Raw genomic sequence first — 17,315 nt, 5'->3', positions numbered from 1 at the left:
CAGCGCGGCGGCCAGCGGCTCGCACCGCGCTCAGGGCAGCAGCGCGGCGGCCAGCGGGTGGACCGTCTCCTCGATCTCGTCCGCGACCCGGGTGAAACACTGGTCGCCGCGACCCCAGGGATCGTCGAGATCGTCGGTGGGCAGCGCCGAGGCGCCCAGCCGGTTGTCGTGCGCCGCCGCCACCAGGGCCACGCCCCGCGCGTACACCGCCTCCGGGGTCGCCTCGGCCGCCGGCAGCGCGGTGACGTCCACCGCGGCCAGCAGCCGGCCGAACTCACCCAGCACGAAGGTACGGGCCGCCGCGTCCGGACGGAGCGCCACCACGTACTCCTGCTGGTCGGCCGTCGCCGTCAGGACCAGGTCGGCGGCGTCGATGTGGTCCGAGCGCAGCTTGCGCGCCGCGAACCCGTCGACGTCACCGCCACGGTCGATGACCTGCCGCGCCGCCGGCGGGTTCATCTCCTCGCCCGCGTGCCAGCCGCCGGTGCCGGCGCTGTGGCTGTGCAGCAGCTCCTCGACGCCGGCCGGATCCTGCGAACGCCGCACCAACCGCTCCCGTGCCGCGAGGGCCAGCAGTCGCTCGGCCATCGGTGAGCGGCAGATGTTGCCCATGCAGACGTGCAGGACGGTGAACGGGGGCACTCAGGCCCCCTGGTGGACGTCGAGGAGATCCGGTACGACGTCGCGCAGCTTCTCCAGCGGGATCGCCCCGGCCCGCAGCAACTGCGGCACCTCGCCGGTCAGGTCGACGATCGTGCTCGGCACCGGATCCGGGCAGGGCCCGGCCTCCAGGTACGCACGCACCGAGTAGCTGAGCTGGTCGCGCGCCTCCTCGGCGGTCACCGCCGCCGGCTGGCCCGTCTTGTTGGCCGAGGAGACCGCCATCGGGCCGGTCTCGCGCAGCACCTCCAGGGCCACCGGGTGCAGCGGCATCCGCACCGCGACGGTGCCGGTCTTGTCGCCCAGGTCCCACTGCAGGCTCGGCGAGTGCTCGACCACGATCGTCAGCGCACCCGGCCAGAACGCCTCCACCAGGTCCCGCGCCGCCGAGGGCAGCGAGAAGACCAGGCCGTCCAGGGTGTGCCGCGAACCGATCAGCACCGGCGGGGGCATCTGCCGACCCCGGCCCTTCGCGTCCAGCAGCGCCTTGACCGCGTACGGCGTGAACGCGTCCGCGCCGATCCCGTAGACGGTGTCCGTCGGAAGGACGACCAGTTCGCCGTTCTTGACCGCCTCGATGGCCGCAGCGATGCCGCGGTCCCGATCGGCGGGCGATCGGCAGTCGTAGAGCATCACGAGGAGTCAGTCTGCCACGCCCGCCCGGGCACGGTGTGCTGGCCGTCCGCCCGTCGGGACGCGGTGGCGTACCGGGGGCGGCCGGTGAGGTCCGGATGCTCCGTGACGGCGTCGAACCGGCCGTCGTGGGCGAACAACTCCGGCACCGCCACGCCGTGCGTGTCGTCGTGCTCGACCCCGATCACGCCCCCGGGTCGCAGCAGCGCCGCCGCCCGGTCGATCACCGGTCGGATCACCGCCAGACCATCGACGCCCCCGAAGACCGCCTCCGCCGGATCGTGCCCGGCCACCTCCGGCGGCACCACCACGTCGACCGGCACGTACGGCGGATTGCAGAGCAGCACGTCCACCCGACCCACCAGGTCGGCGAGCAGGTCGGGCGCGGTCACGTCGGCCTCGACCACCTCGATCGGCCGGTCCCCCGCCGCGGCCCGCTCGGCCGCGTTGCGGCGTAACCACGCCAGCGCCGCCGAGGACCGCTCCACCGCGACCACCCGCGCCCCGGGCAGCTCCTGCGCCACCGCCAACGCGATCGCGCCGGTGCCGCTGCACAGGTCCACCACCAGCGGCTCGGATCTGCCCCGGCCCTGCTCGACACCCCACCCGGCCAGCAGTTCCGTCTCCGGCCGGGGCACGAAGACACCCGGACCGACCGCCAGTTCCAGGTGCCGGAAACCCGCCCGACCGGTCAGGTGCTGCAAGGGCTCCCGGCCGGCGCGACGCCCGACCAGCTCGTCCAGGCGGGCCAGTTGGGCGTCGTCCAGATCGTCGGCGAGGGCCAGCCGACCCCGGGGCACGTCCAGCACGTACGCCGTCAGCAGTTCGGCCTCCACGCGCGCCGGGCCTACGCCGGCCGCGGCGAGTACGCGGGCCGCCCGCGCCACCGCGGCGGACGGACGGGTGCGGCCTGTCCCTTCGGGGGGGTGTTGCGGCAGAGTGGTCACACGATAATCATGGGGCGTCGCGAGGCGACGCCATGAACGGGTGCGTCGAGGCGCACACGACAGGAGGTTGTGGGTGGGCTGGCTCGACCGGGTCCATGACCAGGTTGACACTCTCTCGCACGCCCGCGCTTTGCAGGAAGCAAGTCGCTCCGCGGAGTCGTACACCCTTCTGGAGCGTGTGATCCGCACCACGTCGGACCCGGCGGCCCGCGCGGACGCCATGGTCCAGCGTCTCTCCGCCTTGATCAATCTCGGTCGGACGGCGGAGTTCACCCGGGCCATCGAGGAGGCGTCGGCGGCCGTCCGCGACCTCGCCGAGCCCTACCTGCACGGGCACCTCAACGCGCTGGCCGCGCTCGCCGCCCACCACCAGGGCGCGCTGGACCGCTGCGTCACCCACCTCGTCAAGGCAGCGCGGGCCCTGAACGCCGTGGACGACCCGGACCGGGACACCGCCTGGGGCTGGCACGACCTGGCGATGGCCTACAGCTACCTCAGCTTCCACGGGTACGCCCTGGGCGCGATCGAACGCGCACGGCAGCTCGGGTTGACCGCCGGGATCCCGGAGGAGACGTTCGCCGCGCCGGGCATCCGGCTGCGCAACGCCGTGGCGCTCGACCACAACGGTGACAGCGACGGTTGCCTGCGCGTGCTGCGGGACGTGGCGACCGACCTGGCCCAGTTCGTCCAGAGCGGGCGGGCCGGGCGGCTCCGTCCCAGCAGCCTCGCCGCGTACGGGTACTCGGCGGCACGGCAGGCCGCGCTCGGCGACACCCTGGAACCGACCGGCGACGCCGGCCCGTCCCGGCTGCTCACCCACGGCGGTGACAGCGCCCGCGCGCGGGACCTGCGGCAACTCGGCATGGTCTGCCTGGCCGTCGCGGACGGTCGGCCCATCGAGGCGGTCGCCCGACTGGACACCATCCGGGTGTCCACCGAGACGCTCGGGGCGGCCGAGCCGGCCCGGCTGCGCAGCATCGCGCTCGCCCGCGCCGGCGACCATTCCGCGGCCCACCGGGCGGACCGGCTGGCGTTCCGGCTCGCCGCCCAGCGCAACGACCGGCTGCGCGACGTCTACATCGACGGCATCGCCGCCCGGATCGACCACGAGGAGATGCGTCGCGAGGCGGCACGGTACGAGGGTGAGGCGTTGACCGACCCGCTCACCGGCCTGCCCAACCGGCGTCGCCTGGAGCGGTACATCACTGCCGTCGTCACCCGGGGCGAGCGGGTCGTCATCGGCGTCTGCGACCTGGACGGCTTCAAGGCGGTCAACACCCGGCACGGCCACCACTCCGGTGACCTGGTGCTGCAACGCATCGCCGGGGTGATCAACCGGGTGATGCGCCGGGGAGACTTCGTGGCCCGCTACGGCGGCGACGAGTTCGTCGTGGTGCTCCCGGACACGGGCATGATCGAGGCCACCGAGGTGGCCCGCCGGATCGAGGCGGCGGTACGCAACGAGGACTGGGAGTCGCTGGTACCCGGCACCCCGGTCGGGGTGAGCATCGGCTTCGCCGAGGTCTCCGGCGGTAGCGGGCTGCGCGACGCGCTCAGCGTCGCCTTCGAGCAGGCCGACCGGGAGATGCTACGCGCGAAATCCCGCCCCCGCGCGAGCTGACCACTCCCCCTCTCTCGGGGTCGATCAAGGACTTGTGGTGCCCCACTAAAGCCCCACCACGGGACAATCTCCCCACCACGACTCCATGATCGACGGGAGCGGGCGGGGGCGGGGCGGGGGCGGGGCGGGGGGGCGGGGGGTTAGCGGCGGGTTAGTTCTGTGTCGCCGGCCAGGCGGGCGGCGCGGTCGGCCTCGGCCAGGGCGTCCAGGACGCCGTCGAGGTCACCGGCGAGAGCCAGGTCCAGGTTGTACGCGGTGTAGCCGATCCGGTGGTCGGTGATCCGGTTCTGCGGGAAGTTGTAGGTGCGGATGCGCTCCGAGCGGTCCACGGTGCGTACCTGCGCCTTGCGGGCGTCCGAAGCGGCGGCGTCGGCCTGCTCCTGGGCGGCGGCGAGCAGCCGGGCCCGCAGGATCCGCATCGCCTGCTCCCGGTTCTGCAACTGGGACTTCTCGTTCTGGCAGGACACGACGATGCCGGTCGGCACATGCGTGATCCGTACCGCCGAGTCGGTCGTGTTCACCGACTGACCGCCCGGGCCGGACGAGCGGAACACGTCGATACGCAGGTCGTTCTGGTCGATGGTGACGTCGACGTCCTCGGCCTCCGGCAGCACCAGCACCCCGGCCGCGCTGGTGTGGATCCGGCCCTGCGACTCGGTCACCGGGACGCGCTGCACCCGGTGCACGCCGCCCTCCCACTTGAGCCGCGACCAGACACCGTTGCCGCCGTCCGGCACACCCTTGGTCTTGATCGACAACGAGACGTCCTTGACCCCGCCGAGGTCGGAATCCTGCGCGTCGATCACCTCGGTGATCCACCCGTGCCGCTCGGCGTACCGGGTGTACATCCGCAGCAGGTCGCCGGCGAACAGCGCCGACTCCTCGCCGCCCTCACCGGCCTTGATCTCGACGATCACGTCCTTGGCGTCGTGCGGGTCGCGCGGGATGAGCAACTCGGCGAGGCGCTCCTCCAGGGCCGGCAGGGACGCCGCGATGGAGTCCGCCTCGGCGGCGAAGGACGGGTCCTCGTCGGCCAGCTCGCGGGCCGCGGCCAGGTCGGCGCGAGCCTGCTCCAGCTCGCCGGCGGCCTTGTGCAGCGGCACCAGCGCGGCGTACCGGCGACCCACCCGGCGCGCGGTGGCCTGGTCGGCGTGGATGGCCGGGTCGGCCAGCCGCTTCTCCAGCTCCGCGTACTCGTCGAGGAGTCCGGCCAGACGCTCGCTGCTCATGCTGCGGATGCTCCTTCGAGGATGCGGCACCGGGAGGGCCAAGGGTGTTGGCGGGCGAAACGCGGACGGCGCCCGTGTCCGGTACAAAACCGGACACGGGCGCCGAACGGGGAGTTACTTGGCCTTCTTGGCCTGAACCTTGGCGTACTTCTGCTGGAACTTCGCGACCCGGCCGGCGGTGTCGAGAACGCGCTGCTTACCGGTGTAGAACGGGTGGCAGGCGCTGCAGGTCTCGACGTGGATCGCGCCGCCCTTGGCGGTGCTGCGGGTCGTGAACGTGTTACCGCAGGAGCAGCTGACCTCGGTGGTCGTGTACTCCGGGTGGATGTTTGCCTTCATCTCGCCTCGGTCCTCTCGTTGGTGGTCGCCGGGTCGCCGTCATCACTCGTCGCGCCGTACGCGACGGGCTCGGGCGTGAACCGGAACCGGTGTGGCCGATTGACCAGTGTGCCATGGGCCTGGGCCGACCCGGTAAGCGGGCCGCACACCTCGTCCGGCATCGTCAACACGGGCCTACCTGTCCGCATTCCCGCCGTCCGGGCAGGCATTCGTCCGGGGCCGTCGTGCCCCACCCGGGGTACGCGACGGCGGACGGGCCGGTCATGCCGAAGGGGGTACGGCCGCGGCCGTACCCCCTTCGTCGTCGGTCACCGGTGCGGGATCACTCCCCCGGCGTCGACTTCGCGATCTGCATCAGGAACTCGATGTTGGTGCGGGACTGCTTGAGGCGGTCCAGCAGCAGGTCCATCGCCGCCTGCGAGTCCAGCGAGTGCAGCACCTTGCGGAGCTTGTGGATGATGGCCAGCTCCTCGGGCGCGAGCAGGACCTCTTCCTTACGGGTGCCGGACGGGTTGATGTCGATGGCCGGGAAGGTCCGCTTGTCGGCGATCTTCCGGTCCAGCTTCAGCTCCGCGTTACCGGTGCCCTTGAACTCCTCGAAGATGACCGTGTCCGCCATCGAACCGGTCTCCACCAGCGCCGTGGCGATGATGGTCAGGGAGCCGCCGTTCTCGATGTTGCGGGCCGCGCCGAGGAAACGCTTCGGCGGGTAGAGCGCGGTGGAGTCGATACCACCCGACATGATCCGGCCGCTGGCCGGCGCCGCCAGGTTGTACGACCGACCGAGCCGGGTCACCGAGTCGAGCAGCACGACGACGTCGTGCCCCAGCTCGACCAGACGCTTGGCCCGCTCGATGGCCAGCTCCGCCACCGTGGTGTGGTCCTGCGGCGGGCGGTCGAACGTGGCCGCGATGACCTCGCCCTTGATCGACCGCTGCATGTCGGTGACCTCTTCGGGCCGCTCGTCGACCAGCACCACCATGAGGTGGCACTCCGGGTTGTTGCGGGTGATCGCGTTGGCGATCGCCTGCAGCACCATCGTCTTACCCGCCTTGGGCGGAGACTGGATGAGCGCCCGCTGGCCCTTGCCGATCGGCATGACCAGGTCGATGACCCGGGTGGTCAGGATGTGCGGCTCGGTCTCCAGCCGCAGGCGCTCCTGCGGGTAGAGCGGCGTGAGCTTGTAGAACTCGGGCCGACGCCGCGCCTCCTCCGGCTCCATCCCGTTGATCGTGTCCAGCCGCATCAGCGGGTTGTACTTGTCCCGCCGCTGGTCGCCGCTGTTGCCGCCCTCGCGGGCCGCCCGCACGGCGCCGGTGATCGCGTCACCGCGACGCAGGCCGTACTTCTTGATCTGGGACATCGAGACGTACACGTCGTTCGGGCCGGCCAGGTAGCCGGTCGTCCGTACGAAGGCGTAGTTGTCGAGCACGTCGATGATGCCGGCCACGGGGACGAGCACCTCGTCCTCGCCGACCTGCGGCTCACGGCCGCCGCCGGTGTCCCCGCCGGTCTCCCCGCGCTCGCCACGACCACGCCGACGGTCCCGGAAGCGGCTGCGCCGGCCACGCCGACCGCCGCCCTCGCCGTCCTCGTCGTCGCTGTCGCGCTCGACGCGCTGACCACGGTCGTTGCGGTCGGCGCGCTCCGAACGGTCGTTGCGGTCGCCCCGATCGTTGCGGTCGTTGCGCTCGCCCCGCTCGGCACGGTCGCTGCGGTCGTTGCGCTCGGCACGCTCACCCCGCTCGGAGCGCTCGCCCCGATCGTTGCGCTCGGCCCGCTCAGCACGCTCGCCCCGCTCAGCACGGTCGCCCCGCTCAGCACGCTCGCCCCGATCGTTACGGTCGCTCCGCTCGGCACGCTCGCCCCGGTCGTTGCGCTCGGTACGGTCGGCACGGTCGTTGCGCTCGGCACGCTCGCCCCGGTCGGAGCGGTCGTTGCGCTCGACCCGGTCACGGCGGTTCTCGCCACGCTCGGAACGCTCGCCGCTCTCGACCTCGTCGGTGCGCGCCTCGGCGCCACGCGGCTCGGAGGTGCCGACCTCGGAGGTACGGGCCTCCGCGGCAGCGGTCCGGCTGCGCCGCGAACGACTGCGGCTCTCGGTCTCGGTGGCCGGCTCGGCCGGCGCCTGGTCGGTGCTGCGACCCTCGGCCGTCGGGCGGTCCACGGTCTCCCGCACCTCCTCACGCGCCGGAGCGGCCGCCGCGGCGACCTCGGCCCGCGGTCGAGGGGTTCCGGCGGCGTTGCCGCCCTGCCGCTCGGAGATCGCGGCGATCAGCTCACCCTTGCGCATGCGAGCAGTGCCGGAGATGCCGAGCGACGCGGCCAGGCTCTGCAGCTCTGGCAGCAGCATCGCCGACAGACCGGTACCGCTGCGCCGACGACGGGCGGGAGCGGCAGCGGTGGCATCGCCAGCGACGTTGGAAACATCCGACGTCACGTCGGTGGTGTCGCTCAATGGATTCCTTCCCTCGATAAGGCCGGGACTGCCCGGAGTCGGAGCTCAGGTGGCCGGGCGGCCTCGGTTCACCCGCCTCGCAAGGACGCGTCGCGGGAGTCTGTGACACAGCAGCCGGTGGTTTCCCGACCCACCAAACGTCGGTGGGTAGGTCTCGCCGTCTGCGGCGACCTGTGGAAACTGCGGTGCGGCGTGGGCCTTGGCAGGGGTGACGGGCTGACCGCCGAGAGCTTCGGGGGTGCGCCGCCCCGCAGGAGATCGCGTGCTTCGCGGCTGTGCTAGGTCTAGAGCGTAATCAACTCTTCCGACCTGCGGCAACAGGGTCCCGCTCGGCGTGTCCAAGTCTACCCCGGGCGACCCGGGCGCCGCTGACGTCTATCGGTAACTTCCAAATCTGCCAGTCTGTTCCCGCGTCGAAGCCCGCTGGCGGCTCGCCGAGCGCCAGCACGCTCGGCCCGGCCCCGGAGACCACAGCCGCCACACCCGCCTCTCGCAGCGCGCTGACCAGCGACAACGTGCCCGGCATCCCGGCCGCGCGGTAATCCTGGTGCAGCCGGTCGACGGTGGCCGGCATCAGCAGCGCCGGATCCGTGGTGAGCGCGTGCACCAGCAACGCCGCCCGTCCCGCGGTCAACGCGGCGTCGGCGTGGGGCACGGTGGCCGGCAGGGCCGCCCGCGCGGTCGCGGTAAGGCCGCGCTCGGAGGGCACGAAGACAGTGGGTCGTACGGCGTCGGCGACCGGCAGGGACACCGCACGAGCGCCGGCCGTCTCGGTCCAGGCCAGCGTGAAGCCGCCGAGCAGGCACGGCGCGACATTGTCCGGATGGCCCTCGATCTCGGCGGCCAGCCGGAGGAGAGCCGGCTCGTCCAGCCGCTCCACGCCGTCGGCGACCAGGGCACGGGCCAGCAGAACCCCGGCCACGATGGCAGCCGACGACGAGCCGAGGCCGCGCGCCTGCGGTATCCGGTTGACGCACTCCACGCTCAGGCCCGTGGGCTGCGCGCCGAGGACGTCGAAGGTGGCACGCATGGCCCGCACCACCAGGTGCTGATCGTCGGCCGGCAGCTCACCGGCACCCTGACCGGTCACCGTCACCTGGACCCCGCCGGACGACACCTCGGCGGCCAGGTCGTCGTAGAGCCCGAGGGCGAGCCCCAGCGCGTCGAAGCCCGGACCGAGGTTGGCACTCGTCGCGGGAACCCGGACCCGGACCGGCCCGGCGGTGAAGTTCGTCGGCACGCGCTCATGCTAGGGCCCGACACCGACGATCCGGCCGCTCGCCCGCACCGTGGGACCGGCCGGGTGTCAGCCGGCGGCGTCGGAGACGGGCTCGGCGGCCGGGTCGGTCAACGAGAGACGCCGGGTGGCGATCCGCCAGCCGACCGCGTACACGACGGTGACCAGCCCGCAGCCGGCCAGCACCACCCGCTCGTCCACCACGTCCACGACCAGGGCCACCGCCAGTTGACTCACCGAGATGGCCAGTGTCGCGAGCATCATGTCGGTGGCGAACACGCGTCCGCGCAGCCGGTCCGGCACCTCACCCTGGAGGGCGAAGTTCGACATCACCCAGTTGCTGCCGCCGGCGAAGTGCGCCACGAACACCAACAGCAGCACCAGCGGGAACCAGCGGACGACGGAAGCGCCCACATAGGACAGCCCGTAGAGCGACATGGACAGCGCGAGGCCGGGCAGCAGCCAGGACCGGTTGGTCAACACCCGACGCATCAGGATGGGCCCGACCAACGCCCCCGCGCCGCGTACCGCGAAGAGCAGACCCGCGCCCAGCGAACCAACCCCGTACACGCTGGCGAGCAGCGGAAACACGGTCAGCACCCCGTTGCCCAGGCCGACCGCCGACTTGACCGTCACCAGCGCCAGCACCCGAGGTCGGTGCCCGATGTAGCCGAGCGCCTCGCGGACCGCCGACCAGGTCCGCTGCGCCGGCAACAACGGGTCGCGGGCCACCTGCAACGGCCGGCGGATCCGCGTGGCGAGGCCCGCGGCCAGCGCCAGGCCCGCCGCCGCCACCCAGAAGCAGGCGTACGGGCCGGCGGCCGAGCTGAGCACTCCACCCAGTGAGGCGCCCACCACCGTCATGGTGCCCCAGGCCGAACCGGCCACGGCGTTGCCGGCGGCCAGCTCGTGCGGCTCCAGAACGTTGGGCAGCGCCGCCTGCGCGGCGGGCGAGTAGAACGCCTTGGCGACCGCGACGGCCCCGATCGCCACCAGCGCCAACCAGGCCGTGCCACGGTCACGGACACCGAGCAGCAGCAACACACCGGCCAGCGCGGCCACGTTCGCGACAATCATGATCTTGCGCCGGTCGAACCGGTCGGCGATGGTGCCGGTGTACGGCAGCAGCAGCGCCACGATGCCGGTGTCCACCGCCAGCACCAGGGCGCCCCAGACGCCGCTTCCCGTCAGGTGGGGCAGCAGCACCAGCAGCGGCACCATGACGAACCAGTCGGCCCCGAAGACCACCAGCTCGGCGAGGAAGAGATTGCGGAAGCTCCGATTGCCGGTAAGGACCGAAAGGGTGGACGCCACGGACCGGCACCCTACCCGGTGGGCGTCGGGGCTACACCCGCTCCCAGCAGCGACGAGACGGTGACGAAGGTGTATCCGCGCTCCCGGAGTCCGCGAATCATGTCGGGGAGGCCGCGCAGCGCGACCAGCCGCCGCCGCTGACCGACGTCGTGCCCGAGCAGGATCGTCCCGGGCCGGACGCCGTCCACGATCCGGCGGGCATGACCGGCCGGATCGTCGGGAAACTCCCGCTCCACCATCTGCAACGACCAGAGCACCAGCCGGTAGTTCAACCGGGCGGCCGCGTGCAGCACCGCACCGCCCAGGTGACCGTACGGCGGACGGACCAGGCGGGGGGCCCGGCCCGTCACGTCGGTGATCACGTCGTGGGTGCGACTCAGGTCGTCGTACGCCTCGGCGGCGTCCAACTGGGCGAGGTCCCGGTGCGCCCAGCTGTGATTGCCCACCTCGTGCTCGCCGAGCCGGTCGCGTACGAGGTCGGGGTGCTTACGGACCTGGCTGCCGACCAGGAAGAACGTGGCGGGCACCCGGTGCTGGGCGAGGGTGTCCAGCACCATGGGCGTCCACTGTGGCGCCGGGCCGTCGTCGAAGGTGAGCGCGACCAGCCGCTGGGTGGTCGACCCCGACCAGACGACCGGCAGGACGCCGGCGCCGACGTCCTGCGCCCCGTTGCCGACGGTGGCGCTGGCCGGGCCGCCGGCAAGAGGCAGCCGCCGGTGGGTCAACCAGACGTCCGTGACGCCCGCCCCGGCGGCCGCTCCGGTCACCACCAGGGCGCTTCGGCGCAGCAGGTCGCGCCGGGACCACCCGCGCGCGCCCTCGGTCATCCGCCTGCCCCACTGGTCACCGCCGACATCTACCAGGAGTATGCAAGAAGTGACGCGAAGCTGCGGTCAGGTCGTTCGATCGATGTGGGCACAAAGAGCAGCGCCCCCGACAGGAGATCCTGCCGGGGGCGCTGCCCGCGATGTCGGTCGGCTACTCGGTCGGCTCCGACGGGGGCAGCGGCGACCTGCGGCTGCGGGGCAACCGCAGCACCTCGAACTGGTCCGTGCCGTCCACCAGCGCACCGGACGGCGCGGGGCGCGTCGCCGACGGCTGCGCGCTCTCGGCCGACGCGGCCGGTGCGCCCGTCGGCACCGCCACCTGGTTCGGACCGTCCGGCTCGACGTTCTCCGACCCGCTCGGCACGGCGTCGCCGGAGCGCCGCCGATGACGCCGCTCCCGCAGCGACTCCTTGGTGTGCTCCACCATCGAGTAGAGCGTCGGCACCAGGACCAGCGTCAGCAGCGTCGAGCTGAGCAGGCCACCGATCACCACGACCGCCAGCGGCTGCGAGATGAACCCACCCTCGCCGGTCAGCCCGAAGGCCATCGGCAGCAGCGCGAAGATCGTCGCGACCGCGGTCATCAGGATCGGTCGCAGCCGACGCCGGCCACCCTCGACCACCGCCTCCTGGACTCCCATGCCCCGCGCCCGGTACTGGTTGATCAGGTCGAGCAGCACGATCGCGTTGGTCACCACGATGCCGACCAGCATCAGCACACCGATCAACGCCGGCACGCCGAGCGGCGTACCGGTGATCAGCAGCAGACCGATCGCGCCGGTGGACGCGAACGGGATGGAGATCAGCAGGATCAACGCCTGGGTGAGGCTGCGGAACGTGGCCACCATGATCAGGAACACGATCGCGATGGCGACGAGCACCGCCAGGCCCAGGTCGCCGAACGCGTCCGACTGGTCGGCGCTGACTCCACCGATGGTGAGGGTCGCTCCCGGGACGTCGATGCCGTCGAGCCGCTTCTGCAGCTCCTTCGTGGTCGCGCCCAGGTTGGACCCGGTCGCCGCGCCGGTCACCGAGACACTGCGCTCACCGTCGATCCGGGTCACCTGCTGCGGCCCCTCGGCCTGCGTGACGTCCGCGATGTCGTCGAGCTTCACCGGCCCGACCGGAAGGGCGCGCAGCTCCTCCACCGAGACCGGAGCGGTCGCGCTCAACCGCAGCACCACGTCCTGCTGACGCCCGTCGAGCGCCACCTGACCCAGCGGAGCGCCACGGAACGCCTGCGACACGAGCTGACCCACGGCGGCCTCGGTGAGGCCGACCCGACCGGCAGCGACCCGGTCGACGGTCACGTCCACCCGCGGCACCCGCGCGGCGAGGCTCGTGGTGACGTCCTCGACGTCCGGGACGTCGTCCATCGCCGTACGGGCCGCCTCGGCGGCGCGGGTCAGCACCTCCGGGTCGCTGGCCTGGACGATCACCTCGAGCTGACTGGTCGACGCGTCCTGGCCACCGCCGAAGCTGACCTCGCCCACGCTGGTGCCGAGCTTGTCGAACTCCCGGCGCAGCTCCTCGCGTACCTGCTTGGCGTCCTTGTCGCCGCCGAGCGCCAATGACCAGCTCGCGACGTTGTTACCGCCGCCACCCGCCCACGGCGTGTCGCCGCCGCCGGCCGTCACCTGGTACGTCTCGACTCCGTCGATCCGGCCGAGGACCGCCTCGACCTGCTTGGCCGCCGCGTCGGTGGCGGCCAGACCGCTGCCCGCCGGCAGCTCCTGCCGGAAGCTGAGCGTGTCCTGGCCGGAGTCGTCCAGGAAGTTCGTCTCCAGCTTCTGCGCCAGCCCGAAGGTGGCGAAGAGCACCAGCAGGCCGAGCCCGACGGTGATCCAGCGGGTCGACCGCTTACGGGTGGCGAAGCCGATCACCGGCAGGTACGCCCGCTGCAACGGGTTGTGCAGCTCCTTCTCCTCCGCGTCACGACGCACCGCCTCGTCGTCGACGGTGCCGCCACGCGGCTTGAGGAACCAGTACGCCAGCACCGGGATCACCGTCAGCGAGACCAGCAGCGAGGCGAGCAGGGCCACCGTCACGGTGATCGCGAACGGCGCGAAGAGCTGCCCCACGAACCCGCCGACCAGCGCGATCGGGGCGAACACCGCGACCGTGGTGAGGGTGGACGCGGTCACCGCGCCGGCCACCTCACGGACGCCGGTGATGATCGCGTGCTGCTTCTCCTCGCCGTACTCCAGATGCCGTTTGATGTTTTCCAGCACGACAATCGAGTCATCCACCACCCGGCCCACCGCGATGGTCAGCGCGCCGAGGGTGAGCAGGTTGAGCGAGTAGTCGCCGATCCAGAGGGCGATCAGCGCCACCAGCACGGAGAGCGGGATGGAGACCGCGGTGACCACGGTCGAGCGCACCGACAGCAGGAAGACCAGGATGACGATGACCGCCATCAGCAGGCCCAGCAAGCCCTCGGTGGTCAACGACTCGATCGACTTCTCCACGAACGGCGCCTGGTCGAACACCACCGTCAGGTCCGCGCCGGAGGCGTCCTTCAGGTCGGCCAGCCGGTCGCGGATCTCGTGGGAGATCGCCACCGCGTTGCCGTCCGGCGAAGCGGTGACGGCGATACCGAGGCTGTCCTTGCCGTTGGTCCGGGTGATCGCGGTGGCCGGGGCGAGCTGCTGCTCGACCGTCGCCACGTCACCGAGGCGCACCGGCGCTGCGCCGGGCGCGACGACGATGCCGCGCAGGTCGTCCACGGTGGCGACCGGCGTTCCGACCTGCACGGGCAGGGCCAGACCCCCCGAGGTCACCGCGCCGGCCGGGATGGAGACGCCGTTGGTCTTCAGGGCGGTGCCGATCGCGGTCGGCGCGAGCTTCGCCGCGGTCAGCTTGGCCGGGTCCGGGGTGACCACCACGACGTCGTCGCGGGTGCCGGTCACCTCGACCGTACGAACGCCCTCGATGCCCTCCAGCTCCGGCACCACCGTCGCGCGCAGCTTCTCGGCGAGCGCCCGCTCGTCCGCGCCGCCGGCCGCGGCCAGCACCACCGCCGGCAGGTCGTCGGTGCTGCCCGCGATGACCTGCGGGTCGACGCTGTCCGGCAACTGGGCGTCGATCCGGCTCAGCGCGGTCTGCATCTTGTTGACCACGTCGTCCAGGTCGGTGCCGAACTCGTACTCGACCTGGACGGTGGCCGAACCCTCGCGGGACGTGGAGGTGACCTTGTCCAGCCCCGGAATGCCCTGCAGGGCGTTCTCGATCGGCTCGGTCACCTGCGACTCGACGATCTCGGGTCCGGCGCCGGGGTAGGCGGCCACGATGAACGCGGCCGGGAACTCGAGCGACGGCAGCAGTTGCTGCTTCAGCGACGGCACGGCGAACGCTCCGAACGCCGTGGTCACCACCGCGATGAGGGCGACCAGCCCTCGGTTGGCGAGGCTGAATCTGGCGAGCAGCGACATCGGCCTGGCTCACTCCTGAAAGAGAATGCGGGCGGGGATACCTGAAAGTGTGCCGGACTCGATCACCGGAACCCCCGCCGCCCCCGGCGGCGGCCCACCGCCAGCCGCGCCAGCGCTCTCAGGCGAGGTCGAGGGCCCGGGCCGCGGCCAACGGATCGTTGCCGATGGTCAGCGGGGCGGGCGCGGTGGAGATCGCCCACTCCGGGTCCTTCAGGCCGTGACCGGTCACCGTGCAGACCACCGTCGAACCGGCCGGCACCGCACCCGCCGCGGCCTGCTGGAGCAGGCCGGCCACGCTGGCCGCGCTGCCCAACTCGACGAACACGCCCACCTCACGGGCGAGCAGCCGGTACGCCGACAGGATCTCCCGGTCGGTCACCGCCGCGATGAGGCCGCCCGAGGCTTCCCGGGCGTCGAGCGCCTTCGTCCAGCTCGCCGGGTTGCCGATCCGGATCGCGGTGGCGATGGTGGACGGCTCCGGCACCACCTGGCCGGTCACGATCGGCGCCGCTCCGGACGCCTGGAAGCCGTACATCTTGGGCGCGCGGGTGGTGACGCCGGCGGCCTGCTCCTCCGAGTACCCCATCCAGTACGCGGAGATGTTTCCGGCGTTGCCGACCGGCAGGCAGTGGATGTCCGGAGCGTCGCCGAGCGCCTCGACGATCTCGAACGCGGCCGTCTTCTGCCCGTGCAGGCGGTCGATGTTGACCGAGTTGACCAGGGCGACCGGGTGGTCCTGGGCGAGCTTGGCGGCGAGCGCCAGGCAGTCGTCGAAGTTGCCGCTGACCTGGAGCAGCTTCGCCCCGTGCACCAGCGCCTGGGCCAGCTTGCCCAGCGCGATCTTGCCCTGCGGCACCAGCACCGCGCAGGTCAGCCCGGCCCGGGCCGCGTACGCCGCGGCGGAGGCGCTGGTGTTGCCGGTGGAGGCGCAGATGATCGCCTTGTTGCCGGCCTCGACCGCCTTCGACACCGCGAGGGTCATCCCCCGGTCCTTGAAGGAGCCGGTCGGGTTGGCCCCCTCCACCTTCAGGTAGACGTCACAGCCCAGCCGGGCCGAGAGCACGGGCGCCGGCAGCAGCGGGGTGTTCCCCTCGTGCAACGTGACGACCGGCGTGGCCGCGGTGACGGGCAGCCGATCCCGGTACGCCTCGATCAGACCCCGCCACATGTCAATCTCCTCGCTTTACCGCAGCTCCGACCCGAGCACCAGGTCACCCTGGACCACCCTGCCGGAGCCATCGATGGCACACCCCGGGTTACCCACCTGGCGGGACGCCCGAGCCGCCCTGATGGTCCAACGACTCAGGCGCCGCCCTCGACCCGCAGCACGCTCGTCACCGACCGGACGATGTCCAGACCGCGCAGCTCGTCGACGGTCGCGGCGAGCGCGGCGTCCGGTGCCACGTGGGTGACGATGACCAGCTCGGCGTCGCCGTCGCGGCCGGGAGCGCCACCGGCCGAGCCCTGGCGCACGGTCGCGATCGACACGTCGTGCCGGGCGAACACGCTCGCCACGGCGGCCAGCACACCTGAGCGGTCGGCCACGTCGAGGCTGACGTGGTAGCGGGTCAGCGCCTCGCCCATCGGCCGCACCGACAGGTCGGCGTACGCGCTCTCGCTGGCCGCGCGGACCCCGGCGAGCCGGTTGCGGGACACCGCCACCACGTCGCCGAGCACGGCGCTGGCGGTCGGCGCGCCGCCCGCGCCCCGGCCGTAGAACATGAGCTGACCGGCCGCGTCCGCCTCGACGAAGACCGCGTTGAACGCGTCGCCGACGCTGGCCAGCGGGTGGCTACGCGGGATCATCGCCGGGTGCACCCGGACGCTGACCGTCTCCTGACCGGCCGCGTCGACGCCCCGGGCCGCGATGCAGAGCAGCTTGATCGTGCAGCCCATCGCCTGGGCGCTGGCCATGTCCGCGGCGGTCACCTCGGTGATGCCCTCGCGGTGCACGTCGGCCGCGCCGACCCGGGTGTGGAACGCCAGCGAGGCGAGGATCGCGGCCTTGGCCGCGGCGTCGAAGCCCTCCACGTCGGCGGTGGGGTCGGCCTCGGCGTACCCCATCTCGGTGGCCTCTTCCAGGGCCTCGGCGAAGCCGGCGCCGGTGGCGTCCATCGCGGACAGGATGAAGTTGGTGGTGCCGTTGACGATGCCGGTGACCCGGTTGATCCGGTCGCCGTGCAGCGACTCGCGCAGCGGGCGCAGCAGCGGGATGGCGCCGGCGACGGACGCCTCGTAGTAGAGGTCCCCGCCACCCTCGGCGGCTGCCTCGTGCAGGGCCACGCCGTCCTCGGCGAGCAGCGCCTTGTTGGCGGTGACCACGCTCTTGCCGGCGCGCAGTGCCTCGACCAGCCAGCTCCGGGCCGGCTCGATCCCGCCGACCACCTCGATGACCACGTCCACGTCGTCGCGTTTGATCAGGCCAAGCGCGTCGGTGGTGAACAGGCTCTCGTCGATCGGCAGGTCACCACGGTCGCGGCCGAGCCGACGGACGGCGACGCCGGCGATCTCCAGTGGAGCGCCGATGCGGGCGGCCAGGTCGGCCGACTGCTCGTGCAGCAGCCGGACCACCTCCTGGCCGACCGTGCCGCAGCCGAGCAGAGCCAAGCGCACAGGTGAC

The 17,315-nt window shown here is 72.3% G+C and carries 13 protein-coding genes; 1 reads left to right on the top strand and 12 read right to left on the bottom strand.

Annotation, left to right across the window (positions count from 1 at the left end; all coding sequences use genetic code 11):
- Positions 1-30 precede the first annotated feature (30 nt).
- Genes ACIBTX_RS23935 through prmC form a run of 3 tightly spaced genes read right to left on the bottom strand, consistent with a single transcriptional unit; the run spans position 31 to position 2,240 of the window.
- Positions 31-642, bottom strand: a complete 612-nt coding sequence (locus tag ACIBTX_RS23935) for a phosphotyrosine protein phosphatase (RefSeq protein ID WP_357133954.1) — start codon at positions 640-642, stop codon at positions 31-33.
- Complete coding sequence (locus tag ACIBTX_RS23930) at positions 643-1,293, bottom strand: L-threonylcarbamoyladenylate synthase (protein ID WP_355052883.1); 651 nt, start codon at positions 1,291-1,293, stop codon at positions 643-645.
- On the bottom strand, positions 1,293-2,240 hold the full coding sequence (gene prmC / locus ACIBTX_RS23925) for a peptide chain release factor N(5)-glutamine methyltransferase (protein ID WP_357174577.1): 948 nt from the start codon (positions 2,238-2,240) through the stop codon (positions 1,293-1,295). The genes ACIBTX_RS23930 and prmC overlap by 1 nt, the downstream gene beginning before the upstream one ends.
- A gap of 73 nt (positions 2,241-2,313) precedes the next feature.
- On the opposite strand from prmC, the gene ACIBTX_RS23920 reads away from it, so the two are divergent.
- Positions 2,314-3,861 (top strand): GGDEF domain-containing protein, encoded by a 1,548-nt coding sequence (locus tag ACIBTX_RS23920; protein WP_357133948.1) that lies wholly within the window; start codon positions 2,314-2,316, stop codon positions 3,859-3,861.
- 140 nt (positions 3,862-4,001) lie between these two features.
- Here the strand turns inward: ACIBTX_RS23920 and prfA are convergent, their stop codons facing one another.
- The 9 genes from prfA to ACIBTX_RS23875 form a co-directional block, all read right to left on the bottom strand.
- Positions 4,002-5,090: a peptide chain release factor 1 gene (gene prfA, locus ACIBTX_RS23915; protein WP_357133945.1), complete on the bottom strand. Its 1,089-nt coding sequence runs from the start codon at positions 5,088-5,090 to the stop codon at positions 4,002-4,004.
- Between the two features lie 114 nt (positions 5,091-5,204).
- Complete coding sequence (gene rpmE, locus ACIBTX_RS23910) at positions 5,205-5,429, bottom strand: 50S ribosomal protein L31 (RefSeq protein WP_088987870.1); 225 nt, start codon at positions 5,427-5,429, stop codon at positions 5,205-5,207.
- 322 nt (positions 5,430-5,751) lie between these two features.
- A complete protein-coding gene (gene rho / locus ACIBTX_RS23905) occupies positions 5,752-7,887 on the bottom strand; it encodes a transcription termination factor Rho (RefSeq protein WP_363661531.1) in 2,136 nt (711 codons plus the stop codon).
- A gap of 295 nt (positions 7,888-8,182) precedes the next feature.
- Positions 8,183-9,127 (bottom strand): homoserine kinase, encoded by a 945-nt coding sequence (gene thrB, locus ACIBTX_RS23900; protein WP_396833045.1) that lies wholly within the window; start codon positions 9,125-9,127, stop codon positions 8,183-8,185.
- A gap of 66 nt (positions 9,128-9,193) precedes the next feature.
- Entirely contained in the window at positions 9,194-10,438 is a 1,245-nt protein-coding gene (locus ACIBTX_RS23895) for an MFS transporter (protein ID WP_357133934.1), read from the bottom strand.
- Between the two features lie 11 nt (positions 10,439-10,449).
- Complete coding sequence (locus tag ACIBTX_RS23890) at positions 10,450-11,265, bottom strand: polysaccharide deacetylase family protein (RefSeq protein ID WP_357133931.1); 816 nt, start codon at positions 11,263-11,265, stop codon at positions 10,450-10,452.
- A 151-nt stretch (positions 11,266-11,416) separates the two neighbouring features.
- A complete protein-coding gene (locus ACIBTX_RS23885) occupies positions 11,417-14,695 on the bottom strand; it encodes an efflux RND transporter permease subunit (RefSeq protein WP_363661535.1) in 3,279 nt (1,092 codons plus the stop codon).
- Positions 14,696-14,813: 118 nt separating this feature from the next.
- Complete coding sequence (thrC, locus tag ACIBTX_RS23880; protein ID WP_357398825.1) at positions 14,814-15,863, bottom strand: threonine synthase; 1,050 nt, start codon at positions 15,861-15,863, stop codon at positions 14,814-14,816.
- Between the two features lie 134 nt (positions 15,864-15,997).
- Positions 15,998-17,308: a homoserine dehydrogenase gene (locus ACIBTX_RS23875; protein WP_396833073.1), complete on the bottom strand. Its 1,311-nt coding sequence runs from the start codon at positions 17,306-17,308 to the stop codon at positions 15,998-16,000.
- Between the last annotated feature and the right edge of the window lie 7 nt (positions 17,309-17,315).

The organism is Micromonospora sp. NPDC049359 (genome assembly GCF_044466585.1).
GTDB lineage: Bacteria > Actinomycetota > Actinomycetes > Mycobacteriales > Micromonosporaceae > Micromonospora.
This window is presented reverse-complemented; position numbering and strand designations above follow the sequence as displayed.